This window comes from Sulfitobacter sp. 1A13353, from assembly GCF_043557255.1.
Classification (GTDB): Bacteria; Pseudomonadota; Alphaproteobacteria; order Rhodobacterales; family Rhodobacteraceae; genus Sulfitobacter; species Sulfitobacter faviae.
Genome location: NZ_JBIFFS010000003.1, coordinates 444,099 through 467,776, shown reverse-complemented (window position 1 = coordinate 467,776; position 23,678 = coordinate 444,099). Strand labels below are relative to the sequence as shown.

Genomic DNA, 23,678 nt, shown 5'->3' with positions numbered 1-23,678 from the left:
ACGGTCCCGTGCAAGTTGCAGCATTGGCGGGCGGCTAACCCCTGCCCTCACCACGAAAAAGGCCGCCCCGAGGGGCGGCCAATTGCTGAACTTTAAGGCGAAGAATTAGTCGCCTTGGTACTCAGGCTGCGATTCCAGACGCTCTTCGGTGCTGTCGATGTAGATGCGCACGTCGTCGCCTTCCACGTTTTGCAGAACCTGAAGTTCGTCAAATGTCACGGCCACCGGCTTTTCGCCCAGACCAAGGAAACCGCCCACGTTGATGACCACACGGTCAATCTGGCCGTTGTCGCCGATCAGCAGCGAGTCGATCTCACCCACGGTTTCGTCGTTGGCACCATAGACATAGGAGCCTTCAAGGTCCTCGGCGCTCATCTGCTCGATCATCTCGGCTTCGGCATTGGCATAGCCTTCACGCTCAACTTCGGGGCGCGGCAGCAGTTCACGCTCAACGGTTTCGTCGCCTGTGATCACGGTGGTGTTGGCTTCGGCTTCGTTGACAGCTTCTTCTGTCTCGGCTTCGGCGTTCTCCATCATGGTTTCGGCTTCTTGCGCCATTTCCTCGGATTCGGCCTCTACGTCATTGGCCATCTCTTCGGTCTCGGCTTCAAGGTTTTCGGCCGCGTTCTCGGTGTCTTGCGCCAGTTCCTCGGTCTCGGCCTCTACGTCGTTGGCCATTTCCTCGGTCTCGGCTTCGACATCGTTCGCCATTTCTTCGGCTTCGGTCTCGCCGTTGATGACGGTGACGTTCGCGTCAGTCTCGTTCATGGCGTCGCCTTCCATCCGCTCGCCATCCATCATGGGACGTTCGAACTCAGGCGCCTGTTCCAGCATCTCTTTCGAGGTGTTCACAACGAGGAAGCGCTCACCGCCTTCGTCGTTCAGGATGCGAATCTTGTCCATGGAGATGGAAACGTCACGTTCGCCCATGCCAAGGAAGCCGCCGATGCCAAGGATCACGGCAGTCACTTCGCCGTCCTGCGACACGATGATGTCGTTAATCTCGCCAATATCATCCCACTCCTGCTCGGCGCCATCGGCAACGGGGGTTGCCGCGTCAACTTCGGCTTCGGAGTTGTAGATGCGCATGCCGATCAGGTCGGATGCAAGGAAATCAGTCTGCTCTACGGCAACGTTGCCAAAGCCTTCGGAATGCGCGTCAGCAAAGGCTGTGCCGGTCATGGTCAATACGATGGCCGTCGTGCTCAGAAAACGTTTCATTGTAGGTCTCCTTCCAAAAATGAGCGTTGCTTGCTCTTCTGGAACCACAACCCGGATGGCCCTCTCCAGTTCCACGGCGGCACAAATAAATGGCGGGACTTCGCCCAAGCAGCGGCAGGCCCCAAACATAGAAAAGGCGGCCCTAGGCCGCCCGCGCTTCCACGATATATTCCGCCCTCAGGCGTCTTCGCCCTTGGCGGGCAACTCCTCCGCCAGCGTCTCGAACCCTTGGCCCGAGGCGACGAGACAGGTGATACCGTTGACCCCGGTGACCGTGATCGTCCAACTGCCCGTCTGGTTGGAGGCGAAAACCTCAACCACCGCATTATCGCCGCCCAGTCCCATGGACTGGCGCGTCTCGCCATAGCCATCGGCCAGCCGCAGCACCACATGATCGCGCGGCGCGCAATTGCGCGGCGTCTGCGCCTCGGTCGTGGTGGCCAGCACAATCGCCGAAGCCGCGGTGAGCGCCGCGAGGTGAAGAAATTTAACGAAACCTGTCATAGCATCTGCCTTCGCATCGAAAGGCGTGATCCTTGGGGGTGGCAATGCGCCGTCTTTCGCACCGGCCCCAAAGCAGCCTTGGTTGAAATGACTGCATCCGCTGCGCTGGAAACTGCGGCAGATGCGATGCAACAGACAGTGCGCCCCAAGGCTGAAAGACTGGTTAATCCGCCGCGCGGAAATCACCGCAACAGCTTCGCTGCGTCGCGGCATGTTTTGCCTTGAAGTTTTCGCACAAAAATGCCCCTCTGTGCGCAACAATGTTAGGCGGCCAGCGCGCCGCCCTGCCTGAGGAGCCTTTCATGACCGCCACAACCCGCCCCCTGCGTTCCGTTCTCTACATTCCGGGCTCCAAGCCCCGTGCCTTGGACAAAGCCCGCGGATTGGTCTGCGACGCGGTGATCTTCGATCTCGAAGATGCCGTCTCCCCCGATGAGAAGGTCGCTGCACGTGAAACATTGGCCGAGGCACTGGCCGAAGGCGGCTACGGCGCGCGGATGCGGGTGGTGCGGATCAACGGGCTCGATACCGAATGGGGCGCCGATGACGCCCGCGCCGCCGCCGCAATGAACCCCGATGCGATTCTCCTGCCCAAGGTCGGCTCCCCCGCCGATCTCGAAGCGCTGGCCGAGATCGTGGGCGACATCCCCCTTTGGGCGATGATGGAAACCCCCGGCGCCATGCTGAATGCCGCCGCCATAGCCGGGCACCGCCAGTTGCAGGCCATGGTCATGGGCACCAACGATCTGGCGAAAGACCTGCAAACCCGCTTCCGCCCCGACCGGCTGCCGCTGATCACCGGCCTCGGGCTTTGCCTGCTGGCCGCCAAAGCGCATGGCGTGGCGATCATCGACGGGGTGTATAACGCGTTCAAAGACGAAGACGGCCTGCGCGCCGAATGCGAACAGGGCCGCGACATGGGGTTTGACGGCAAAACCCTGATCCACCCCGCGCAGCTCGACATCGCGAATGCCGCCTTCACCCCGTCAGAGGAAGAAGCCGCCCTCGCCCGCCGCCAGATCGACGCCTATGAAGAGGCACAGGCCGCAGGTCAGGGCGTGGCGGTCGTCGACGGTAAAATCGTGGAAAATCTCCATGTTGCCACCGCCCGCGAAACACTGGCAAAACTGGCGGCAATTGCAGCCATGAGCCCGGAGCCTTCGCCATGACAATCCTCATCCTCGGCCTGATCCTTTGGATCGGGGCCCATCTCCTCAAACGCCTGATGCCTGCCCAACGGGCGCAGATGGGCACCGCAGGCCGGGGCGCGGTCGCCACCGCATTGGTCGTGGCGCTGGCCCTCATCATCTGGGGCTATCGCGCAGCGGAGTTCATTCCGGTCTGGACCCCGCCCAGCTTCTTTATCCACATCAACAACCTGTTGATGGTACTGGCCTTCTGGGTCTTCGGCTCCAGCGCCGCCAAGGGCGCCAAGGCATGGCCCGCCTATAAAACCCGCCACCCGCAACTGCTGGCGGTGAAGATCTGGGCCACGGCACACCTTCTGGTCAACGGCGATCTCGCCTCCATCCTGCTCTTTGGCACCATGCTGGGCTGGGCCGTGAGCGAGGTCATCCTGATCAACCGCGCCGAGCCGGGTTGGACACCCCCGCCCCACGCAGGCCGCGCCACCTATATCCGCCTCATCGTGATCTCCACGATCCTCTTCGTTCTCGTCGCCGGCATTCACACATGGCTCGGCGTCATCCCCTTCCCCCATTGATCCCGGAGCCTTCCATGAAAGTTTACCGCTTCCTCTCCGAAGAAGATACATCCGCCTTTTGCCACAAAGTCACCGATGCGCTGAACAAAGGCTGGGAGCTTTACGGCTCTCCCACCCAAACATGGGACCACAAGGCCGGGGTCATGCGCTGCGGCCAAGCCGTGGTGAAAGACGCCCCCGGCACCTATTCGCCCGACACCAAATTGGGCGAGCAGTGATGAGCAAGACCAACCGGGGCCGCTTTTTCGAAGACTACAAACTGGGCGAGGTGCTGCATCACGCGGTGCCCCGCACGGTCGGTGCGGGCGAACGTGCGCTCTATCACGCGCTCTACCCCGCGCGGCACGCGCTCTATTCCGCCGACAGTTTCGCCCAGTCCTGCGGGCTGAAGGCCAGCCCGCTCGACGATATGATCGCCTTTCACATCGTCTTTGGCAAAACCGTGCCGGATGTCTCGCTCAATGCCGTGGCCAATCTGGGCTATGCCCAAGGCCGCTGGCTGCACCCCGTCTGGCCCGGCGACACGCTGCGCGCCGAAAGCGAGGTCATCGGCCTCAAACAGAACTCCAACGGCAAGACCGGCGTCGTCTGGGTCCGCACCACCGGGCTGAACCAGAATGACGAAAAGGTGCTCGACTATGTCCGCTGGGTCATGGTGCGCAAAGGTGACCTCGACGCCCCCGCGCCCGAGACCACCCTGCCGGACCTGCCCGATGCGCTGACTGTGGATCAATTGCACATCCCGCAGGGCCTCGACTTTACCAATTACGACTTCGCCCGCGCCGGGGAACCGCACCGCTGGGGCGATTATGAGGTCGGCGAAAAGATCGATCACGTCGATGGCGTTACGATTGAGGAAGCCGAGCACATGATGGCCACGCGCCTGTGGCAGAACACCGCCAAGGTGCATTTCGACACCTCCGCCCGCCCCGACGGCTCGCGGCTGATCTATGGCGGCCATGTAATCTCCATGGCCCGCGCGCTGTCCTTTAACGGGCTGGCCAATGCGCAGATGGTCGTGGGGCTGAACGGCGGCGCCCATGCCAACCCCTGCCTTGCGGGCGATACCGTACGTGCCTGGACCGAAGTGCTCGACATGGCCGAGACTGCGGCCCCCGGTGTCGGTGCGCTGCGTCTGCGCCTTGTGGCGACCAAGGGCGGCGCCCCCTTCGAGCTGCGCGATGAGGCCGGAAAATACCGCCCCGAGGTTTTGCTTGACCTCGATTACTGGGCGCTCATGCCGCGCTAAACAGCCGGTCCGCCCCTTCGGTGGGGCGGCCTATCCCCCCTTATTCAAGCAAAAATCAGCCGATTCGGAGCCGCTGAGCGGAAATGTGATCACACGTAATTATCGTGTGATCACAAAACTCATTTTTAACTGGCCAAACCCGGCTTTCTCGGCAAAAACCCTTACAGGAACGAAAGTCATCCCCATACTACGGGGCAACTGGAACAGAAACGGGACCGTTTTCATGAACATCCACGAATATCAGGCAAAAGCCCTCCTGCGCAGCTATGGCGCCCCTGTCTCCGACGGCCGCGTTGTGCTGAAGGCAGAAGACGCCAAGAACGCAGCCGGCGAAATGGACGGGCCCCTCTGGGTTGTCAAAGCGCAGATTCACGCAGGCGGTCGCGGCAAGGGCAGCTTCAAAGAAGCCGCTGCTGGCGAAAAGGGCGGCGTGCGCCTTGCCAAATCCGTGGAAGAAGCGGCCGAGGAAGCCAAGAAGATGCTGGGCAAGACGCTTGTCACGCACCAGACCGGCCCCGCAGGCAAACAGGTCAACCGCATCTACATCGAAGACGGTTCCGACATCGAGCGTGAATTGTATCTCGCCCTGCTGGTCGACCGCCAGACCAGCCGCATCTCCTTTGTCTGCTCCACCGAAGGCGGCATGGACATCGAAGAAGTCGCCGAAGCGACACCTGAAAAAATCCTCAGCTTCTCCGTCGATCCGGCGACCGGCTACCAGCCCTACCATGGCCGCCGCGTGGCCTTCTCGCTGGGCCTCGAAGGCGCCGCCGTCAAGCAATGCGTCAAGCTGATGGGTCAGCTCTACAAAGCCTTCATCGAGAAGGACATGGAGATGCTGGAAATCAACCCGCTGATCGTCATGCCCGGCAACGAACTCAAGGTGCTGGACGCCAAAGTCGGCTTCGACGGCAACGCCATGTACCGCCAGCCCGACATCGCCAACCTGCGCGACGAGACCGAGGAAGACGCCAAGGAACTCGAAGCCTCCAAGTATGACCTGAACTACATCGCGCTCGACGGTGAGATCGGCTGCATGGTGAACGGCGCGGGTCTGGCGATGGCCACCATGGACATCATCAAGCTCTACGGTGCGGAGCCTGCCAACTTCCTCGACGTGGGCGGTGGCGCGACCAAGGAGAAGGTGACCGAGGCGTTCAAGATCATCACCTCCGATGAGAACGTCAAAGGCATCCTCGTCAACATCTTCGGCGGCATCATGCGCTGTGACGTCATCGCCGAAGGCGTTGTCGCTGCGGTGAAAGAGGTCGGCCTGCAAGTGCCGCTGGTTGTCCGTCTCGAAGGCACCAACGTCGAAGAAGGCAAGGCGATCATCAACAACTCCGGTCTCGACGTCATCGCCGCCGACGACCTGAAAGATGGCGCGCAGAAGATCGTGAAAGCGGTCAAAGGCTAAGCCTTTTTGGCCGTTCCCGCAGGGCACGGCGCCCCGCGGGCATGGCCGATATCACCGTTCCCGCCGCCCCTTGGCGGCGGGGGCAGATGCGACGACACCGCGCCGCGCCCACCCGATCACGCAATGAGGTCAGTATGGATCAATCTCCCAAATCCTCCCCCGTTCTGACGGGTATTGCGCTATCGGGGGCGGGCATTCTGATCCGCCAATGGCAACCCGGCGCCCTGCGCCTGCCCGAACCGGTCAACCACCGGCGCCACGACCGCGGGTTACGCCGCGCCGCGCGGAAATCCCGTGACGGGCTGGCGATGATCCTGCCGTCGAACCTCACTGGCTCCATTGGCCGCAGCCTGATGATCATGGGCGCGGGTCTGCTGACCCTGCGGGTGCTGGACCTATTGGTCGATCAAGATGAGCAGCTTTACTGATGCCCGTGCTGTCGCTCGCCCCCTTTACCCAACATGCGGCCAAGCGCGACAGCGCCCCGCGAAAGGCGGGCCTATGACACAGGCGTTTGCCTCTTCCCGCGCGGGCTGGTGGGTGATCCTTGCCCTGATCCTGGCCTTTGCCGCGCAGATGGTCGTCGTGAACGGCCTGCCCGCCGCCACCCAAACCACGCTACTGGCCGAAGGCGGCTTTTACGAAAGCCTCTCCGTCGTGGGTTACATCCTTTGCATTCTCGCATTGGTCTGGACCCTGCGCGGCGCGGTGCAGCGGGTCTGGTATCTGCCGCTGGTACTCGCGGTCATGGCGGCGCGTGAATTGGACCTCGACAAAAGCCTGTTCACCCGCGGCCTGTTCAAAGCCCGGCAATATACTGGTGAGGGCGTCCCGCTGGGCGAAAGGCTGATCGCCGGGTTGATCCTTGCGCTGATCGTCACCGCCATCCTGCTGATGCTCTGGCGTCACGCCCGGCCCTATCTCACGGCTCTGTTTCGGGGCCGCGCTTGGGCGGGGGCCGTCCTGCTGGGGATCGGTTTCACCGTCGCTTACAAACTGCTCGACGGCATCGCGCGCAAACTCGCCCCCTTGGGGATCGAGGTCAGCGCCGATGCCGAACGCACCGCCTTCGTCGTCGAGGAGATCGGGGAGCTTGGCATCCCGGTCATGTTCCTCGTCGCCATCCTGCTGTGGCCCGGCCCTGCGCCTGCCACGGCCCATCCCACCAACCGGGCGCACCGCGTCTGACGCCCCCGGGGCCTGCCCCCGGGATTAAACATCACCGACCAAGGAAGAAATCATGGCCGTACTAGTCAACGAAAACACCAAAGTCATCTGTCAGGGTCTGACCGGCTCGCAGGGGACGTTCCACACCGAACAGGCCATCGCCTATGGCACCAAGATGGTCGGCGGCGTGACCCCGGGCAAAGGCGGTCAAACGCATCTCGACCTGCCGGTCTTCAACTCCGTGCACGAAGCCAAACACGCGACCGAGGCCAATGCCTCCGTGATCTACGTCCCGCCCCCCTTCGCTGCCGACTCGATCCTTGAGGCGATCGACGCCGAGATGGAACTGATCGTCTGCATCACCGAAGGCATCCCGGTGCTCGACATGGCCCGCGTCGCCCGCGCGCTCGAAGGTTCCAAGTCGCGCCTCATCGGCCCGAACTGCCCCGGTGTCATCACGCCCGACGCCTGTAAGATCGGCATCATGCCGGGCCACATCCACCGCCGCGGCTCCGTCGGCGTCGTGTCGCGCTCGGGCACCCTCACCTATGAGGCGGTGAAGCAGACCACCGACATGGGCCTCGGCCAGTCTTCGGCCGTGGGCATCGGCGGCGACCCGATCAAAGGGACCGAGCATATCGACGTGCTGGAGATGTTCCTTGCCGATGACGAAACACAGTCGATCATCATGATCGGCGAAATCGGCGGCTCCGCCGAAGAGGAAGCGGCACAGTTCCTTGCCGACGAGAAGAAGAAGGGCCGCTGGAAGCCCACCGCTGGTTTCATCGCAGGCCGCACGGCCCCTCCCGGACGCCGCATGGGCCACGCAGGCGCGATTGTCGCCGGTGGTAAAGGCGACGCGGAGAGCAAGATCGAAGCGATGAAAGAAGCCGGTATCGTCGTGGCAGACAGCCCCGCGACACTGGGCGAAGCGGTTAAAGAAGCGATCGACAAAGGCTGATGCCTGCCGGGCGGGCCACGGCCCGCCCATTGACCCACTCCGCAAAGCACTATGTTTTGCGGGGTCTTGATAAAAACCACCCGGCGCCGCCGACAGCGAAGGAGGGCAAGATGCACATTCAGACCGCGGTCAATCTCTGCCCGCTTTCGCCCGGCGCCGGCCCGCGGGCAAACGCCCGATCCGGCGGCTCCGCAGGGCCCTGCACCTCCGCCTCTGATACCTATGGCCCCCCGCCCCGGGCCTGACTATAGACCGACCCTGATTCTGACCCTGTCCCGTCTGCCCCGCCGAACAAAGGTGACCCAATGACCGACCAACCCGCCAACGAACAATTCCACGCCTCTTCCTTTATGGAAGGCGACAACGCGGAATATCTTGAGGCGATGTACGCCCGCTATGCCAACGATCCCAACGCGGTTGACGAGGCATGGCAAACGTTCTTTGCGGCGATGGGCGATGACGCCGAAACCGCGCAGGCCGAGGCCGCTGGCCCCTCTTGGGCGCGCCCCGATTGGCCCCCCGCCCCCCAAAGCGAGGTGATGGGCGCGCTGACCGGTGTCTGGCCCGAACCGACCGAGGCGAAAGCCGCAGGCGAGAAGATCAAGAAGAAGGCCGAGGAAAAGGGCGTGCCCGTTTCCGACGATCAAATCCGCGCCGCCGTGCTCGACAGCATCCGCGCGCTCATGCTGATCCGCGCCTACCGCATTCGTGGCCACCTCGCCGCGACGCTCGACCCTCTGGGCATGCGCGACATGGGCGAACAGCCCGAGCTTGACCCCAAGTCCTACGGTTTCACCGATGCTGACATGGACCGCCCGATCTTCATCGACAATGTGCTGGGCCTCGAAGTGGCCACTATGAAGCAGATCGTCGGCATCGTCCGCTCGACCTACTGCGGCACCTTCGCGCTGCAATATATGCATATCTCCGACCCCGAACAGGCCGGTTGGTTGAAAGAGCGGATCGAAGGCTACGGCAAGGAAATCGCCTTTACCAAGGAAGGCCGCAAGGCGATCCTGAGCAAGCTGGTCGAAGCCGAAGGTTTCGAAAAATTCCTCCACGTCAAATACATGGGCACCAAGCGTTTCGGCCTTGATGGCGGCGAAAGCCTTGTCCCGGCGATGGAGCAGATCATCAAGCGCGGCGGCCAGTTGGGCGTCAAGGACATCGTTATCGGCATGCCGCACCGTGGCCGCCTCTCGGTCCTTGCCAATGTCATGCAGAAACCCTACCGCGCGATCTTTAACGAATTCCAAGGCGGCAGCTTCAAACCCGACGATGTGGACGGCTCCGGCGATGTGAAATACCACCTCGGCGCGTCCTCGGACCGTGAGTTCGACGGCAACTCCGTGCACCTGTCGCTGACCGCGAACCCCTCCCACCTAGAGGCGGTGAACCCCGTCGTGCTGGGCAAGGTCCGCGCCAAACAGGACCAGTTGAACGACGAGGACCGCACCGCCGTCATGCCCGTGCTGCTGCACGGCGACGCGGCCTTTGCAGGCCAAGGCGTCGTAGCCGAATGTTTCGCGCTGTCGGGCCTCAAGGGCCATAAGACCGGCGGCACCATGCATATCGTGGTGAACAACCAGATCGGCTTCACCACCGCGCCGCATTTCTCGCGCTCCTCGCCCTATCCGACCGACAACGCGCTTGTGGTCGAGGCGCCGATCTTCCACGTCAACGGCGATGACCCCGAAGCCGTGGTCCACGCCGCCCGCGTCGCCACCGAGTTCCGCCAGAAGTTCCACAAGGACGTGGTCATCGACATCTTCTGCTACCGCCGCTTCGGTCACAACGAAGGCGACGAGCCGATGTTCACCAACCCGGTGATGTACAAGAGCGTCAAGAAACAGAAAACCACGCTGAGCCTCTATACCTCGCGTCTGGTAGCCGACGGTCTGATCCCCGAGGGTGAGATCGAAGACATGAAGACCGCCTTCCAGAACCATCTCAACGATGAGTTCGAGGCCGGGAAAGACTACCGCCCAAACAAGGCCGACTGGCTCGACGGCAAGTGGTCCGGCATGGACAAAAAGAACAAGTCCTACCAGCGCGGCAAAACCGCCATCGCCCCCGAGACGCTGCAAGATGTCGGCAAGGCGATCACCACCGCGCCCGAGGGCTTCCCGCTGCATAAAACCATCGGCCGTCTGCTCGACGCGAAAAAGAAGATGTTCGAAAGCGGTGAGGGCTTCGACTGGGCCACGGCTGAGGCGCTCGCCTTCGGCTCCCTGCTGACCGAGGGCTACAAGGTCCGCCTGTCGGGTCAGGACAGCACCCGCGGCACCTTCAGCCAACGCCACTCGGCCTTCATCAACCAAGAGAACGAAGACCGCTACTATCCGCTGAACCACATCCGCGAGGGGCAGGCCGACTATGAGGTCATCGACTCCATGCTCAGCGAATATGCGGTGCTGGGTTTCGAATATGGCTATTCGCTGGCCGAACCCAATGCGCTGACGCTTTGGGAGGCGCAGTTCGGCGACTTCGCCAATGGCGCGCAGATCATGTTCGACCAATTCATCTCAAGCGGTGAGAGCAAATGGCTGCGCATGTCAGGCCTCGTCTGCCTGATGCCGCATGGCTATGAGGGTCAAGGGCCCGAGCACTCCTCGGCCCGTCTGGAGCGCTTCCTCACCATGTGTGGCGGCGACAACTGGATCGTGGCGAACTGCACCACGCCCGCCAACTACTTCCACATCCTGCGCCGTCAGTTGCACCGCAGCTACCGCAAGCCGCTGATGTTAATGACGCCCAAGTCGCTGCTGCGCCACAAGCTGGCCGTCAGCAAGGCCGATGAATTCACCACCGGGTCGAGCTTCCACCGGGTGCTCTGGGATGACGCCGAAAAGGGCAACTCCGACACCAAACTGGTCGCGGATGACAAGATCAAGCGCGTGGTGATGTGTTCGGGCAAGGTCTATTACGACCTGCTGGAAGAGCGCGACGCCCGCGGCATCGACGACATCTACCTCCTGCGCTTCGAGCAGTTCTACCCCTTCCCCGCGCAATCCGCCGTGAAGGAGCTGGAACGCTTCAAAGGGGCCGAGATGATCTGGTGTCAGGAAGAGCCCAAGAACCAAGGTGCATGGTCCTTCATCGAGCCCAATATCGAATGGGTTCTGGGCCGCATCGACGCGAAACATGGCCGCGCCTCCTATGTGGGCCGCGCCACTTCGGCCTCGCCCGCCACGGGTCTGGCCAGCCAGCACAAAGCACAACAAGCCGCCCTCGTTGACGAGGCGCTGACCATCAAAGGAAAGTAAACCATGACAAGCGAAGTACGCGTCCCAACGCTGGGCGAATCCGTCACAGAAGCCACCGTTGCCACATGGTTCAAGAAACCCGGCGATACCGTCGCGGTGGATGAAATGCTCTGTGAGTTGGAGACAGACAAAGTCACCGTCGAAGTGCCTAGCCCCGTCGCTGGCACATTGAGCGAGATCGTTGCGCAAGAAGGCGAAACCGTGGGCGTTGATGCCCTGTTGGCCAATGTCAGCGAAGGCGATTCTGGCTCGGACGCCGCGCCGAAAGCCAAAGAAGCCGCCAAGGACGATGAGGCCGCCTCCCAGTCCGACCGTGGCGGTGATGCGCCCAAAGCCATCGACGCAGGCGCTACCGAAGTCGCCGCCCGCGAAGGTCAAAGCATCGACGTACAGGTGCCCACCTTGGGCGAATCGGTGACCGAAGCGACCGTGAGCACTTGGTTCAAAAAGGTCGGCGACAAGGTCGAAGCCGATGAGATGCTCTGCGAGTTGGAGACCGACAAAGTTAGCGTCGAAGTCCCCGCCCCCGCCGCAGGTGTGCTGGCCGAGATCTTTGCCGAAGAAGGCAGCACCGTCGAAGCGTCCGCCACACTGGCCGCGCTGACCACCGGCGCAGGCGCTGCTGCCCCCAAGGGTGAAGACGCCAAATCCGGTGCCGGTGCCGCGCCTGAGACCAAGCCCGCCGATGGCAAAGATGTCGAAGACGCACCTTCCGCCAAGAAAGCCATGGCCGAAGCGGGGATCAGCCGCGATCAGGTCACAGGTTCGGGCCGCGATGGTCGCGTGATGAAGGAAGATGTTGCCAAAGCCGTGGCCGCTGGCACCTCCGCCGCGCCCAAGGCCGAGGCGAAGCCCGCCGCACCGCGCGCCGCTTCCGCCCCCGATGACGCCGCCCGCGAAGAGCGCGTCAAGATGACCCGCCTCAAGCAGACCATGGCGCGCCGCCTTAAGGAAGCGCAGAACACCGCCGCGATCCTGACGACCTTCAACGAGGTCGACATGACGGAGGTCATGGCCCTGCGCAACGCCTACAAGGCCGACTTCGAGAAGAAGCACGGCGTGCGGATGGGCTTCATGTCCTTCTTCACCAAGGCCTGCTGCCACGCGCTGAAAGAGATCCCCGAGGTCAACGCCGAGATCGACGGCACCGACGTGATCTACAAGAACTACGTCCATATGGGCGTCGCCGCGGGCACGCCCACGGGCCTCGTGGTGCCGGTGATCAAGGACGCTGACGCGATGTCCTTTGCCGAGATCGAGAAGGCGGTGAACGCCATGGGCAAGAAGGCCCGTGACGGCAAGCTCACCATGGCCGACATGACCGGCGGCACCTTCACCATCTCCAACGGCGGTGTCTACGGCTCGCTGATGACTGCGCCGATCCTGAACCCGCCGCAGTCCGGCATCCTCGGCATGGCCAAGATCCAGGACCGCCCGATGGCGATCAACGGTGAGGTCGTGATCCGTCCGATGATGTATATCTCGCTCAGCTACGACCACCGCCTGATCGACGGCAAGGGCGCGGTGACCTTCCTTGTCCGCGTCAAAGAGATGCTCGAAGATCCGCGCCGTCTGTTGATGGATCTGTGATACTATGGGCGGGGGGCGACCCCCGCCCTATCGCTATACGGCCCGTCGCTCTTAGAAGAATGATAGGCGAAGTTTCAGATCGAATTATGTAGTCTGAAGTTGTTGCATCATTCAATTTAAGGAGAAGGCCATGAGAACCGCAGATTTAGCCAATACATTTGCCGATCGATATCACAATGCCGCAGAACGACAGGTGGTCGTGTCGATTCACCTCTTCGGGATTGAGTTTGCCGAGCAACTCAAAGGCCAGAACATTCAAGAGATCTGTGAGCTCGCAAGAGTACCGAAATCATATGGCACCGAGATTCGAAAAGGTATGCGATTGGCCCCTCATGTGGAGCTAAAGAAATGACCGAAACCACCCTCCTCGCCGCCTATGGCCTTCTGGTCATGCTGACGATCCTCTTGCAGGTGCTGGGCGCGACCCGGCAGCTGTCGATGGGCTACCTGATGTCCTCGCGCGATGAGACGCGCACCACCACCGGCATGACCGCACGTCTGGGCCGCGCGCTTGATAACTCTGTCGTGGCCATGGCGATCTTCGCCCCCGCCGTGCTGCTGGTAGAGATCTTGGGCCGCAACAACAGCGCCACACTGCTCGCCGCCCAGGTCTTCTTGCTGGCGCGGATCATCTACGTGATCGTCTACGCTCTTGGCGTGCCGACAATCCGCACCCTCGCTTGGCTGGCGGGCTATGCCGCCACCGCCGTTCTCTATTTCCACGCGCTCTGAAAGGCATTCCCATGCAGATGATCTGCCACTTCGACGTCACCGATTTCGCCGCTTGGAAAGACGCATTCGACGCCGATGCCGAGGCGCGGCGCAATGCGGGGCTCTCGGTGCTGCAAATCTGGCAACACGCCGACAGCAGCAGCAAAGCCTCCGTTCTCTTGGATGTGAACGACCGCAAAAAGGCCGATGACTGGCTCGCCCGATCAGATGCGCTGAGCAGCGATGACAAGGGCACCGTGACCAGTTCCACCGCCTATTTCGTGAAATCCGCATGAGCGCCGAGCTGACCGTCCTGACCCTCGCGGCCCTGCTACAGGGGCTGCAATTCGTGCTCTACGCCGTGCCCGCCAACCGTGAGCTTGGCCCCGGCTACACCATGTCGGCGCGTGACCGTGAACCGTCGCGCGCGATGAGCGACCGCACCGCCCGTCTGGGTCGGGCGCTTGACAACCATTTCGAAGGGCTGATCCTTTTCGGCATCGCCGTGGGCGTGGTGCAAATGTCGGCCCAGAACACCGCCTTCACCGCCGCCTGCGCTTGGGTCTATCTCATCGCCCGGCTGCTCTATATTCCCGCCTATGCGCTTGGCCTGCGCCCGCATCGGTCGTTCATCTGGATCGTCGGTTTCGCCGCGACCATGCTGATGCTGCTGGCGGCCCTCGTTTAACCCTTTCCCCCAACACCCGCAGGCAGCGGCGCTTGCACCTGAAACCCGCGCCTCATACCTTGCCTGCAATACCCGACTGCTAAGGAGACCCCCCATGTCGAGCTATGATGTCATCGTGATCGGCTCCGGCCCCGGCGGCTATGTCGCCGCCATCCGTTGCGCGCAACTGGGCCTGAAAACCGCCTGTGTCGAAGGCCGTGAGACCCTCGGGGGCACCTGCCTCAACGTGGGCTGCATCCCCTCCAAGGCGCTGCTCCACGCCACGCATATGCTGCATGAGGCCGAGCATAATTTCGAAGAGATGGGTCTCAAGGCGAAAGCGCCGACCGTCGATTGGAAGCAGATGCTGACCTACAAAGACAAGACCATCGAGACCAACACCAAGGGCATCGAATTCCTGTTCAAGAAGAACAAGATCGACTGGCTCAAGGGCTGGGGGTCGATCCCCGAGGCGGGCAAGGTCAAGGTCGGCGATGAGGTCCATGAGGCCAAGAACATCATCATCGCCTCCGGGTCTGAGCCCGCAAGGCTGCCGGGTGTCGAGGTCGATGAGAAGACCGTCGTGACCTCCACCGGCGCGCTGGAACTGGGCAAGATCCCCAAGAAGATGGTGGTGATTGGCGCAGGCGTGATCGGTCTGGAACTGGGCAGCGTCTACGCCCGTCTCGGCACCGAGATTACGGTCGTCGAATACCTCGACGTGATCACCCCCGGCATGGACCCCGAGGTGCAAAAGACCTTCCAACGCATGCTGAAAAAGCAGGGGCTGAACTTCGTCATGGGCGCTGCCGTGCAGAAGACCGAAGTCGCCAAAGGCAAGGCCACGGTCAGCTACAAGCTCCGCAAGGACGACAGCGAACATGAGATTGAAGCCGATGCCGTGCTCGTCGCCACAGGCCGCAAGCCGGTGATCAAAGGCATGGGGCTCGATGATCTCGGCATCAAGATGACCGAGCGCGGCCAGATCGCCGTCAACGAGCATTGGGAGACCTCCGTCAAAGGCGTCTATGCCATCGGCGACGTGATCGAGGGCCCGATGCTGGCGCATAAAGCCGAGGACGAAGGCATGGCCGCCGCCGAAGTCATCGCGGGCAAGCATGGCCATGTGAACTACGGCGTGATCCCCGGCGTGATCTACACCCACCCGGAAGTCGCCAGCGTGGGTGAGACCGAGGCGACGCTGAAGGAAGCGGGCCGCGCCTATAAAGTCGGCAAATTCTCCTTCATGGGCAACGCGCGGGCCAAAGCGGTCTTTGCCGGCGACGGTTTCGTCAAGCTGATCGCGGATAAGGAGACCGACCGCATCCTCGGCTGCCACATCATCGGCCCCGGCGCGGGCGACCTGATCCACGAGGTCTGCGTCGCGATGGAATTTGGTGCCTCGGCGCAGGATTTGGCGATGACCTGCCACGCGCATCCGACCTATTCTGAAGCCGTGCGCGAAGCCGCACTGGCCTGCGGCGACGGGCCGATCCACATGTAAGACGACGGGGCGGGCCAAGGGTCCGCCCCTTTTCGTTGCGCAGGCGGCGCACGCTGCGGCTATCGCGCGTTAGCACCCCTGCCGTAAAACCACCCCCGTCGCGACATTCACGGAAGATGAGGCCCTTCGCGGGTCATGTCGATACGTAGAGACATGCAGGGTGACGCCTGTCTTTTCCACCTCCCCCGGCGGCGCCGCCACTTTAACGGCTTCCTGAATATCTAAGATTGCAGCCCGCGAAACCATCGTTTCAGCGGGCACTACGGCATGCCGACAAATCGCAAAGGGCAGCGCCGCCCCGCGGGTCGGCGCTGCCCGGCCTGCGGCCGGGCGTGTCATTCCGAGAAGCCTCAGACCAAAAAGGCGAGCGCCCCGCGCCTACCCCGCCTCCGCAGGCCGCCACCCCGCCTCGCGCAGCAGCGCGTCGGATTGGCTCTCCACCTCCTGCTCCAACCGCGCCATGAAGGTGCGCTTGTCCAGCCCCGGCTCGATCGGCTCCAGAAACTCCACCACGGCCAAGCCCGGGCGGCGGTAGAGGCCCCGGCGTGGCCAGAAGTAGCCCGCATTGGTCGCCGCAGGCACGCAGACCTGCCCCAGTTGATCGTAAAGCACCGCCGTGCCGACCTTGTAAGGCGCGCTCAGCCCGGGGGCGACGCGGGTGCCTTGGGAATAGATCACGATCTGCCCCGGCTCCACCCGGCCCGCGTTTACGTCTTCCATCATCTTGGTGATCGCCTGCCCGCGCTTGCCCCGGTTCACGGCGATCATCTGCATCCGCTTGGTGTACTGCCCGATCACCGGCGTCCAAAGCACCTCCCGCTTCATGATGAACTTGGCCCGTGGCAGGGCGTGGAAGATCATGATGATATCGAGGAAAGACTGATGCTTGGCCGCGATCAGAACCTCACCCTCGGGGACTTGGCCGCGCACTTCGCAGCGCAAGCCGATCAGCCAACGCGCCGTCCACATGGCCCAAGCGGCATAGGCTTTGCAGCCCGCATAGGCCCCGCGTTTGGAGAACATCGCCCAAGGCGCGAAGGCCAGCCCGATCACCGGCATCGCCACGGTCACCTGCACGATATAAAGGATCGAGCGGACCCATTGCAGCAGCTTCATGTCAACTCCCTCAATGTACGCCGCGCGGCGGCCCCGGTGGCGGCAAAGGCGACCGCGCCGACGAGAAGCGGCACCATCAGCGGCACGGCCCAATGCCAGCCTTGGAAGCCCAAGCCGGTCAAAAATCCGCCTGCCTCGCCCGCGTCAGGCAGCAACACCACCGCGATCATGCCCAAAGCCGTGCCCGCCGCGGCACCCAGAAGCGCGCGCAGGGTGAAACGGCGGATGAAGGCCCGCGCGATATAATCATCGGTCGCCCCCACCAGCCGCAGCACCGCGATCACCTGCGCATTGGCCGCAAGCGCCGCTTGCGCCGCAAGCGTCACCATCGCGGCCACCGCAGCCCCGATCAACAGCGTCGAAATCCAGCCCAAGAGACGCAGGCGGCTGGCCGCGGCAACCAAGGGCGCGCGCCAGCGGCTGTGATCGTCCAGCACCGCGCCCGGCACCTCAGCCGAGAGACGCAAGCGCAGGCCCACGGGGTCCAACCCCTCACCCTCCTCGACCACTTCGATCAGGCGCGGCACCGGCAGGTTCTCCATCGCCAATTCCGGGCCGAACCACGGGGCGAGCAGCTCTTCTTGCTCCGCATCCGTCAGGGCACGGGCCGAAGCCACGCCCTTGGTCGTCTGCAACACCTTCAAGGCGGCCTCCGTCTGGGCCGCGCGTTGATCCAGCGGCGCCACGATCCGCACCGTCGCCGACTGCGCCAACTCCTGCCCCCAGACCTGCGCCAAACGGCCCGAGGCCAGCGACAGCGCCAAGGCAAAGACCGCCAGAAAGGCCATCGCCCCCGCTGCGAAAAGCGTCAACTGCGCGGTGAAACCCGAAGGCGGCACCACGCGGTCGGCCTGCCGGTCGCCTTTGAAAATCGCGCGCAGGGCGCCCAGATCGAAGCGCTTCACAGATCCGCCCCCGCCAGTTGGATGCGCCGGTTCGCGATGCGCAAGACGCGGGCCTGCACATGCGCTTTGGTGGCGCGGATGAGGCCCAGATCATGGGTGGCGATCAACACGGTCTTGCCCATGCGGTTCAACTCGATCAGCAGGCGCAGCAGCCGCTGGGACATCTCCCAGTCGATGTTCCCCGTCGGCTCATCGGCGAGGATCACATCGGGCGACATGATCACCGCGCGCGCCAATGCGGCCCGCTGCCGCTCCCCGCCCGAAAGCTCAGGCGGCAGAGCGTCGACGCGGTTGGTGAGGCCAACCCACGACATCAATTCTTCCAGATCCGTGCCCCCCGCCTCGGCCCCGCGGCCCGAGACATTGAGCGGCAGGGCCACATTCTCGGTCAGGGGGAGATGGTCGAGGAATTTCACGTCCTGATGCACCACGCCGACACGGCGGCGCAACAGCGCGATGTCATCGCGCCCCAGCCCGCGCACGTCCTGCCCGAACAGCCGTAGGTGCCCCGCCGTGGGCAAAAGCGCCCCATAGCAGAGCTTCATCAAGGTGGTCTTGCCCGCGCCCGAGGGGCCGGTCAGAAAATGGAACGATCCGGGGGCGAGTTTCAGCGTGATGTCGGACAGCAATTCGCCCCCGCCATAGCTGTAGGCCACATTTTCGAGCTCTATCACGCATCCACCTTAAAAAACTTCGACCTGTTGTGCCTCAGCACCGGAAAGGATTCAATCACTCAGAACCCCAGCACCCTGCCCAGATATCACTTTTCCTACGTTATTCTAGGACATATGCTGCCCGTTACGATCTCAGAGCACCGAACGAACCCAGGAATGACCATGCGGCTGATCTGCCCCAACTGCGACGCGCAATACGAAGTCCCCGACGATGTGATGCCGGCGGCGGGGCGTGATGTGCAATGTTCCAACTGCGGGCAGACGTGGTTCCAGCATCACCCCGACAATGCGCCAGAGGCCGAAGAGGATGATTTCGCCGACGACGTGATGCGGATGAAGCAGCGCGGCCCGGATGAGGACACGGAAGCCGCCGCAGCGGCCAGCCTGCCCGATTTGCAGCCCTTCGGCGATGAAGAGGAAGACGTGCCCTTTGAGGACGATCAAGACGACGACTTCGAAGACGAATTCGACCCCGAGGAGGAAACGCCCCAACCCGCCCCCGCCGCGCCGGTGCGCCGCCCCCTCGACCCCGCCATCGCAGAGATCCTCCGCCAAGAGGCCGCGGCAGAGCAAGAAGCCCGCCGCCGTCGCCAGTCCGAACCGCTGGAAAGCCAGCCGGACCTAGGCCTAGACGACGCGCCCCTGACACAGCCGCAGCAGGCCCCCGAGATCGCCGCAGAAGACCATGTGACCGAGGATGAAGACGCCCGCCGCGCCCATGAGGCGCGCCTGCGCATGGCCAAGATGCGCGGAGAGCCGGTCCCGGAAAGCGAGGTCGACGCCTATGGCAGCGCCTCGCGCCGCGATCTTCTGCCCGATATCGAAGAGATTAACTCGACCCTGCGCCATGACGGGCAAGAGGGCGCGCAGGCCGGGCCCACCCCCACCGCCGCGCTCGACCGCCCCGAAAAGCCGCAGAAATCCGGCGGGTTCATGCGGGGGTTCACCATAATGATCGTTTTGGCGGCCCTGCTCGCGGTAGTCTATGTCTACGCGCCCGAGATCGCGCAGTCCCTGCCGCAGGCCGATCCCTATCTGTCATCCTATGTGGCATGGATGGACGATGCGCGGCTCTGGCTCGACGGGCAGTTGCAAGACCTGCTGGTCTGGCTCGACACCGTGGCGACCCAGTCGCAGGGCTAGTCCCGATCAGAACCGATCCAACAACCTGTTAAGGTAATCCCGCTCGACCTCGGGCCTCTCCGCCTCGCCTGAGCGGCGGCGGATTTCGTCCAGCAACCGCCGCGCGCGGCCTTGATCGTCCGGCCCCTGCGCCAGCGGCGCGTCCGAGCTGTTGGCCCCGCTGCCGCCCTGCTCACGCCCAAGCGGATCGCGCCCCTCGCCGCGCTGATCGCCGCCCTCTGCCGTGCCTTGGCCCGGCTGGCCTGCGCGTTGCTCCTGTTCCATCGCTTCACCGAGGGCGCGCATGCCCTCGCGCAGCGCTTCCATCGCCTGCGCCTGATTGTCGATCGCCTCGGCCAGTTCATCGCGGCGCAGCGCCTCTCCGGCGCGGTTCATCGCCTCGCCCGCGCGGTCCAGCGCGTCGCGGGCCGCGTCCCCCTCAGCCGTGCCCTGCCCGGGCAAACGCCCTTGCTGGCGGCGCAGCTCGTCGCGCAGTGCCTGCTGGCGACCGGCCAGCCCCTCCTCGGCCCCATCTTCACCGGAGGGGCCGCCCTGCCCGCGCTGGCCTTCATGGCTCTCGCCGCGCCCCTGCCCGCCGTTGCGGCCTTCGTTGCCGTCACTCTCGCCCGCGCCGGTGCCGGGATTGAACTGCTCTTGCAGGTCGCGGAAGGCCTGATCGCTCAGCCCCTGTTGCTCACGCAGCGTGTCCGACAGCCCCTCCATCGCCTGCTCACCGGGCGAATTGCCGCCCTGACCCGGCTGGCCTTCGGTGACGCGCATGTTCTCCATCATTTCCTGCAACTGGCGCAGCGCCTCGGCGGCTTCGGCCATGCGGCCCTGTTCCATCAACTCCTGAATGCGGTCCATCATGCGTTGCAGATCGTCTTGGGTCATCTGCATCGCTTCGCCCTGCGGCTGCTGGTCTTCGCCCGCGCCCTCCTGCGCCTGCTGCCGCTGAAGTTGCTCCAGATAGTCTTCGGTGGCGCGGCGCAGCTCGTCCATCAGCTCGGCGATTTCGGCCTGCGAGGCACCGTTCTTCATCGCCTCGTTCAACCTATTCTGCGCGCGGCGCATCCGCTCAAGCGCATCGGCCAACACGCCTTCTTCCAATTCGATCGCCAGCGCCCAGAGGTCTTCGGCCAGCTCGGTCTGCACCTCTTCGTCCAGCCCGTAGCGCGCCCGCAGTTCCAGCCGCCGGATCACCTGCTTGAGCCGCAGCGCCGTCACCTCAGAACGCAGGTCATCGCCGGGGGCATAACTCACCGCGCGCAGCACCTGCGCAATGCGCGGCGCATTTGCGCGCGACCACAAAAGATCGCGCCGCATCTCAATCACCGCTGCCGCCGCCGGCTCGAAAAAACGCCGCCCCGGCAGGGTCAACTGGCTCACCTCGGTCACGGCCTGCTGTTCGGAGGCGTCCAATACCGAAAGTTGCAGCGACACCGGGAGATTGGCCCATGGGTGTTTCGAGAAATTCTCGATCAACGTCTCTTCGAAATCGCGCCGGTCGCCGCTGATCGGCATGGGCAGCGGCACCACGATCTCAGGCCGCGGCTCGGGGTCGACGGTCAGACCATAGCGGCGGTCGACAGAATCCAGATCAAGGCTGATCCGCGCTTCCCCGGCTTCGACGCCATAGTCGTCGCGCGCAAGGAACGGCAGGCTCATCTCTCCCAAGGCGGTCACCTCAGGCGGGCCAAGCCGTTCGACCTGTGGCACGGCATCGGGCAAAAGCGTGATCTGCCACGCCCGCGCGCCCGGCCCGTCGATGCTGATCTCTCCGCTTTGGCGCAGGGTGAAATCCTGCGCGGGTTCCGAGGATGCCGCCACCTCGCGGCCCGACACATTCTCAGCCACCGTCAGCGCGCCCAATTCGCCATAGAGCCGCAGGGTGATCAGCGTGCCCTCGGGCAGCGACAGCGCCCCGGCCTCAAGATCGTTGAGGTAGAGCGTCGGCTTGCCGGTATGGCGCGGCGGCTCGGCCCAGCCTTCCCAAACGGGGCCGGAGGCGAGCGTGCCGCCCGCCCCGCCGGGGGCCAGATGCGTCACCTCGCCCAACCGCCAGACGGAACCAAAGACAAGCGCCACGATGAACCCAAGCAAAGCCACATAGCGCAGCGCATAGGGATCGGCCTGCGCGACCCGTAGATCGCCCTTCACCGGCTTGGCCGCAGCCGCCCGCGCGGCCATGCGCCGCTGATGCGCTTGCCAGACCGCCGCCGAGGCGGCATCGCTTGCGCCAATCGCCTGATCGTCCAAGAGCGCCCGAATGGGCCGCCCCGGCAGGCTGGCATCCAAGCGCGCCAGCGCCGCCGCGCGGGATGGCAGACGGAAACGGCGCAGGGCAAAGAACAAACCGGAGAGAGCAGCAAGACCGACGATGGCCAACGCGGCCCAAAGCGCCCCGCCCGCCAAAGCATCCTGCGCGCCCATCATCAGCGCCGCCAGCACCGTCAGCACCAGCGCCAACACGGGCCAGAACGCCTGCACCAGCGCCTCGGCCAGCATCCCCGCCCAGGTCAGCCGCAAGGGCCAGCGCAAAGCGCGCAGCCCGTCTGTCCTGTCAGTGGAAGTCTCCATGCGTCACGCTCCGGTGGCCCGGCGGCGGGATGCCGTCAAAGCCATTCAGGGATGGTATCGCGGTTTATCATTTCGTCAAAGCTTGGCCGTGGGCGGATAACCGCGAATTGATCGCCGTTCACCAGCACTTCGGGGATCAGGGGCCGCGAATTATACTCGCTGCTCATCACCGCGCCGTAAGCCCCGGCAGAGCGGAAGGCCACCAGATCGCCTGAGCCCAGCACCGGCATCATCCGCTGTTTGGCGAAAGTATCGCCGGATTCGCAGACCGGGCCCACGATATCGACGGGGCGCGGCTCGGCCCCCGGGGCGGGTTCGGTCAGCGGCACGATGTCATGCCATGCGTCATACATGGCAGGGCGGATCAGATCGTTCATCGCGGCATCGAGGATCAGGAAATCGCGGCCCTCGCCGGATTTGAGATAGATCACCTCGCTCACCAGCACACCTGCGTTGCCCGCGATCAGGCGGCCCGGCTCGATCTCGACCTCGCAGCCCAGATGCCCCAGCGTGCGCTGCACCATCGCACCGTAATCCGTGGGCAGCGGCGGGGCGGAATTCGACCGCTCGTAAGGGATGCCCAAGCCGCCGCCGAGGTCGAGCCGCCGGATGTCATGGCCATCGGCCCGCAGCACCTCGGTCAGTTCCGCGACCTTGCCGTAGGCCTGCTCAAAGGGGGCGAGATCGGTCAACTGGCTGCCGATATGCACGTCGATGCCGACAATCTTGAGCCCCGGCAGTTTGGCCGCCATCGCATAGACTTCGCGGGCGCGGGCGATGGGGATGCCGAACTTATTCTCGCTCTTGCCGGTGGCGATCTTGGCGTGGGTTTTCGCGTCCACATCCGGGTTTACGCGGATGGTGATCGGGGCCACTTTGCCCAATTCGCGCGCCACGACATCCAGCAGGATCATCTCTGGCTCGCTCTCGACGTTGAACTGGCGGATGCCCCCCGTCAGCGCCAGTTCGATCTCTTCCCGGGTCTTGCCAACGCCGGAAAAGACGATCCTGTCGCCCGGCACGCCCGCCGCTTTCGCCCGGCGGTATTCCCCGCCCGAGACCACATCCATCCCCGCGCCCGCCTGCGCCAACGTGCGCAAGACGGCTTGGTTAGAGTTCGCCTTCATCGCGTAGCAGACCAGATGGTCCATCCCCGACAGCGCGTCGTCAAAAAGGTGGAAATGGCGCAGCAGCGTGGCGGTGGAATAGACATAGACGGGCGTGCCCACGGCGGCGGCAATCTCGGCCAGGCTTACGTCTTCGGCATGCAACACACCGTCTTTATAGAGAAAATGATCCAT

The 23,678-nt window shown here is 63.7% G+C and carries 23 protein-coding genes; 16 read left to right on the top strand and 7 right to left on the bottom strand.

Annotation, left to right across the window (positions count from 1 at the left end; translation table 11 throughout):
* Positions 1-105 precede the first annotated feature (105 nt).
* Together ACGYLO_RS09535 and ACGYLO_RS09530 are read right to left on the bottom strand one after the other, a co-directional pair.
* Positions 106-1,221, bottom strand: coding sequence for a PRC-barrel domain-containing protein (locus ACGYLO_RS09535; protein WP_271689347.1), 1,116 nt, complete (start codon positions 1,219-1,221; stop codon positions 106-108).
* A 177-nt stretch (positions 1,222-1,398) separates the two neighbouring features.
* Complete coding sequence (locus ACGYLO_RS09530; RefSeq protein WP_271689346.1) at positions 1,399-1,725, bottom strand: hypothetical protein; 327 nt, start codon at positions 1,723-1,725, stop codon at positions 1,399-1,401.
* Positions 1,726-2,027: 302 nt separating this feature from the next.
* Here ACGYLO_RS09530 and ACGYLO_RS09525 point away from each other — a divergent pair, with 302 nt between their 5' ends.
* The 15 genes from ACGYLO_RS09525 (at position 2,028) to lpdA (ending at position 15,980) form a co-directional block, all read left to right on the top strand.
* The gene (locus tag ACGYLO_RS09525) at positions 2,028-2,894 is read left to right on the top strand and encodes a CoA ester lyase (protein ID WP_271689345.1); all 867 of its coding nucleotides are present in this window, start codon (positions 2,028-2,030) and stop codon (positions 2,892-2,894) included.
* The gene (locus ACGYLO_RS09520) at positions 2,891-3,448 is read left to right on the top strand and encodes an NnrU family protein (RefSeq protein WP_271689344.1); all 558 of its coding nucleotides are present in this window, start codon (positions 2,891-2,893) and stop codon (positions 3,446-3,448) included. Before ACGYLO_RS09525 ends, ACGYLO_RS09520 begins: the two co-directional genes overlap by 4 nt.
* Positions 3,449-3,462: 14 nt before the next feature.
* Complete coding sequence (locus tag ACGYLO_RS09515) at positions 3,463-3,666, top strand: DUF1737 domain-containing protein (RefSeq protein ID WP_067261906.1); 204 nt, start codon at positions 3,463-3,465, stop codon at positions 3,664-3,666.
* Positions 3,666-4,697, top strand: a complete 1,032-nt coding sequence (locus ACGYLO_RS09510; protein ID WP_271689343.1) for a MaoC family dehydratase — start codon at positions 3,666-3,668, stop codon at positions 4,695-4,697. The genes ACGYLO_RS09515 and ACGYLO_RS09510 overlap by 1 nt, the downstream gene beginning before the upstream one ends.
* 223 nt (positions 4,698-4,920) lie before the next feature.
* Positions 4,921-6,114 carry an ADP-forming succinate--CoA ligase subunit beta gene (sucC, locus tag ACGYLO_RS09505; RefSeq protein WP_067261910.1) on the top strand — a complete coding sequence of 398 codons (1,194 nt, stop codon included), beginning with the start codon at positions 4,921-4,923 and terminating at the stop codon, positions 6,112-6,114.
* Positions 6,115-6,248: 134 nt separating this feature from the next.
* Complete coding sequence (locus tag ACGYLO_RS09500; RefSeq protein ID WP_271689342.1) at positions 6,249-6,542, top strand: hypothetical protein; 294 nt, start codon at positions 6,249-6,251, stop codon at positions 6,540-6,542.
* Positions 6,543-6,615: 73 nt separating this feature from the next.
* Positions 6,616-7,302: a hypothetical protein gene (locus tag ACGYLO_RS09495; protein ID WP_271689340.1), complete on the top strand. Its 687-nt coding sequence runs from the start codon at positions 6,616-6,618 to the stop codon at positions 7,300-7,302.
* A 52-nt stretch (positions 7,303-7,354) separates the two neighbouring features.
* On the top strand, positions 7,355-8,242 hold the full coding sequence (gene sucD, locus ACGYLO_RS09490; RefSeq protein WP_067261915.1) for a succinate--CoA ligase subunit alpha: 888 nt from the start codon (positions 7,355-7,357) through the stop codon (positions 8,240-8,242).
* Positions 8,243-8,547: 305 nt separating this feature from the next.
* Entirely contained in the window at positions 8,548-11,508 is a 2,961-nt protein-coding gene (locus ACGYLO_RS09485; RefSeq protein WP_271689339.1) for a 2-oxoglutarate dehydrogenase E1 component, read from the top strand.
* A 3-nt stretch (positions 11,509-11,511) separates the two neighbouring features.
* The gene (gene odhB / locus ACGYLO_RS09480) at positions 11,512-13,098 is read left to right on the top strand and encodes a 2-oxoglutarate dehydrogenase complex dihydrolipoyllysine-residue succinyltransferase (protein ID WP_271689338.1); all 1,587 of its coding nucleotides are present in this window, start codon (positions 11,512-11,514) and stop codon (positions 13,096-13,098) included.
* Between the two features lie 130 nt (positions 13,099-13,228).
* On the top strand, positions 13,229-13,450 hold the full coding sequence (locus ACGYLO_RS09475) for a hypothetical protein (RefSeq protein ID WP_271689337.1): 222 nt from the start codon (positions 13,229-13,231) through the stop codon (positions 13,448-13,450).
* Positions 13,447-13,830 (top strand): MAPEG family protein, encoded by a 384-nt coding sequence (locus tag ACGYLO_RS09470; RefSeq protein WP_271689335.1) that lies wholly within the window; start codon positions 13,447-13,449, stop codon positions 13,828-13,830. The genes ACGYLO_RS09475 and ACGYLO_RS09470 overlap by 4 nt, the downstream gene beginning before the upstream one ends.
* An 11-nt stretch (positions 13,831-13,841) precedes the next feature.
* Positions 13,842-14,105, top strand: coding sequence for a hypothetical protein (locus tag ACGYLO_RS09465; RefSeq protein ID WP_271689334.1), 264 nt, complete (start codon positions 13,842-13,844; stop codon positions 14,103-14,105).
* Positions 14,102-14,497 carry an MAPEG family protein gene (locus ACGYLO_RS09460; RefSeq protein ID WP_271689333.1) on the top strand — a complete coding sequence of 132 codons (396 nt, stop codon included), beginning with the start codon at positions 14,102-14,104 and terminating at the stop codon, positions 14,495-14,497. The genes ACGYLO_RS09465 and ACGYLO_RS09460 overlap by 4 nt, the downstream gene beginning before the upstream one ends.
* Positions 14,498-14,591: 94 nt before the next feature.
* Entirely contained in the window at positions 14,592-15,980 is a 1,389-nt protein-coding gene (lpdA, locus tag ACGYLO_RS09455) for a dihydrolipoyl dehydrogenase (protein ID WP_271689332.1), read from the top strand.
* Positions 15,981-16,358: 378 nt separating this feature from the next.
* Here the strand turns inward: lpdA and ACGYLO_RS09450 are convergent, their stop codons facing one another.
* Genes ACGYLO_RS09450 through ACGYLO_RS09440 form a run of 3 tightly spaced genes read right to left on the bottom strand, consistent with a single transcriptional unit; the run spans position 16,359 to position 18,675 of the window.
* Positions 16,359-17,096, bottom strand: a complete 738-nt coding sequence (locus ACGYLO_RS09450) for a 1-acyl-sn-glycerol-3-phosphate acyltransferase (RefSeq protein WP_271689331.1) — start codon at positions 17,094-17,096, stop codon at positions 16,359-16,361.
* Positions 17,093-18,001, bottom strand: coding sequence for an ABC transporter permease (locus ACGYLO_RS09445; RefSeq protein ID WP_271689330.1), 909 nt, complete (start codon positions 17,999-18,001; stop codon positions 17,093-17,095). Before ACGYLO_RS09445 ends, ACGYLO_RS09450 begins: the two co-directional genes overlap by 4 nt.
* Positions 17,998-18,675 carry a cell division ATP-binding protein FtsE gene (locus ACGYLO_RS09440; RefSeq protein WP_271689329.1) on the bottom strand — a complete coding sequence of 226 codons (678 nt, stop codon included), beginning with the start codon at positions 18,673-18,675 and terminating at the stop codon, positions 17,998-18,000. Before ACGYLO_RS09440 ends, ACGYLO_RS09445 begins: the two co-directional genes overlap by 4 nt.
* A 162-nt stretch (positions 18,676-18,837) precedes the next feature.
* Here ACGYLO_RS09440 and ACGYLO_RS09435 point away from each other — a divergent pair, with 162 nt between their 5' ends.
* On the top strand, positions 18,838-19,818 hold the full coding sequence (locus ACGYLO_RS09435; RefSeq protein ID WP_276154466.1) for a zinc-ribbon domain-containing protein: 981 nt from the start codon (positions 18,838-18,840) through the stop codon (positions 19,816-19,818).
* A gap of 6 nt (positions 19,819-19,824) precedes the next feature.
* On the opposite strand, the gene ACGYLO_RS09430 is transcribed toward ACGYLO_RS09435, so the two are convergent.
* Both ACGYLO_RS09430 and lysA read right to left on the bottom strand, forming a co-directional pair.
* Positions 19,825-22,377 (bottom strand): DUF4175 domain-containing protein, encoded by a 2,553-nt coding sequence (locus tag ACGYLO_RS09430; protein ID WP_271689326.1) that lies wholly within the window; start codon positions 22,375-22,377, stop codon positions 19,825-19,827.
* Between the two features lie 35 nt (positions 22,378-22,412).
* Positions 22,413-23,678 carry a diaminopimelate decarboxylase gene (lysA, locus tag ACGYLO_RS09425; RefSeq protein ID WP_271689324.1) on the bottom strand — a complete coding sequence of 422 codons (1,266 nt, stop codon included), beginning with the start codon at positions 23,676-23,678 and terminating at the stop codon, positions 22,413-22,415.

Coding starts and splice junctions, on each gene's coding strand:
- ACGYLO_RS09535 (WP_271689347.1), bottom strand. CDS start 1,221: ATGAAACGTTTTCTGAGCACGACGGCCATCGTATTGACCATGACCGGC.
- ACGYLO_RS09530 (WP_271689346.1), bottom strand. CDS start 1,725: ATGACAGGTTTCGTTAAATTTCTTCACCTCGCGGCGCTCACCGCGGCT.
- ACGYLO_RS09525 (WP_271689345.1), top strand. CDS start 2,028: ATGACCGCCACAACCCGCCCCCTGCGTTCCGTTCTCTACATTCCGGGC.
- ACGYLO_RS09520 (WP_271689344.1), top strand. CDS start 2,891: ATGACAATCCTCATCCTCGGCCTGATCCTTTGGATCGGGGCCCATCTC.
- ACGYLO_RS09515 (WP_067261906.1), top strand. CDS start 3,463: ATGAAAGTTTACCGCTTCCTCTCCGAAGAAGATACATCCGCCTTTTGC.
- ACGYLO_RS09510 (WP_271689343.1), top strand. CDS start 3,666: ATGAGCAAGACCAACCGGGGCCGCTTTTTCGAAGACTACAAACTGGGC.
- sucC (WP_067261910.1), top strand. CDS start 4,921: ATGAACATCCACGAATATCAGGCAAAAGCCCTCCTGCGCAGCTATGGC.
- ACGYLO_RS09500 (WP_271689342.1), top strand. CDS start 6,249: ATGGATCAATCTCCCAAATCCTCCCCCGTTCTGACGGGTATTGCGCTA.
- ACGYLO_RS09495 (WP_271689340.1), top strand. CDS start 6,616: ATGACACAGGCGTTTGCCTCTTCCCGCGCGGGCTGGTGGGTGATCCTT.
- sucD (WP_067261915.1), top strand. CDS start 7,355: ATGGCCGTACTAGTCAACGAAAACACCAAAGTCATCTGTCAGGGTCTG.
- ACGYLO_RS09485 (WP_271689339.1), top strand. CDS start 8,548: ATGACCGACCAACCCGCCAACGAACAATTCCACGCCTCTTCCTTTATG.
- odhB (WP_271689338.1), top strand. CDS start 11,512: ATGACAAGCGAAGTACGCGTCCCAACGCTGGGCGAATCCGTCACAGAA.
- ACGYLO_RS09475 (WP_271689337.1), top strand. CDS start 13,229: ATGAGAACCGCAGATTTAGCCAATACATTTGCCGATCGATATCACAAT.
- ACGYLO_RS09470 (WP_271689335.1), top strand. CDS start 13,447: ATGACCGAAACCACCCTCCTCGCCGCCTATGGCCTTCTGGTCATGCTG.
- ACGYLO_RS09465 (WP_271689334.1), top strand. CDS start 13,842: ATGCAGATGATCTGCCACTTCGACGTCACCGATTTCGCCGCTTGGAAA.
- ACGYLO_RS09460 (WP_271689333.1), top strand. CDS start 14,102: ATGAGCGCCGAGCTGACCGTCCTGACCCTCGCGGCCCTGCTACAGGGG.
- lpdA (WP_271689332.1), top strand. CDS start 14,592: ATGTCGAGCTATGATGTCATCGTGATCGGCTCCGGCCCCGGCGGCTAT.
- ACGYLO_RS09450 (WP_271689331.1), bottom strand. CDS start 17,096: ATGAAGCTGCTGCAATGGGTCCGCTCGATCCTTTATATCGTGCAGGTG.
- ACGYLO_RS09435 (WP_276154466.1), top strand. CDS start 18,838: ATGCGGCTGATCTGCCCCAACTGCGACGCGCAATACGAAGTCCCCGAC.
- ACGYLO_RS09430 (WP_271689326.1), bottom strand. CDS start 22,377: ATGGAGACTTCCACTGACAGGACAGACGGGCTGCGCGCTTTGCGCTGG.
- lysA (WP_271689324.1), bottom strand. CDS start 23,678: ATGGATCATTTTCTCTATAAAGACGGTGTGTTGCATGCCGAAGACGTA.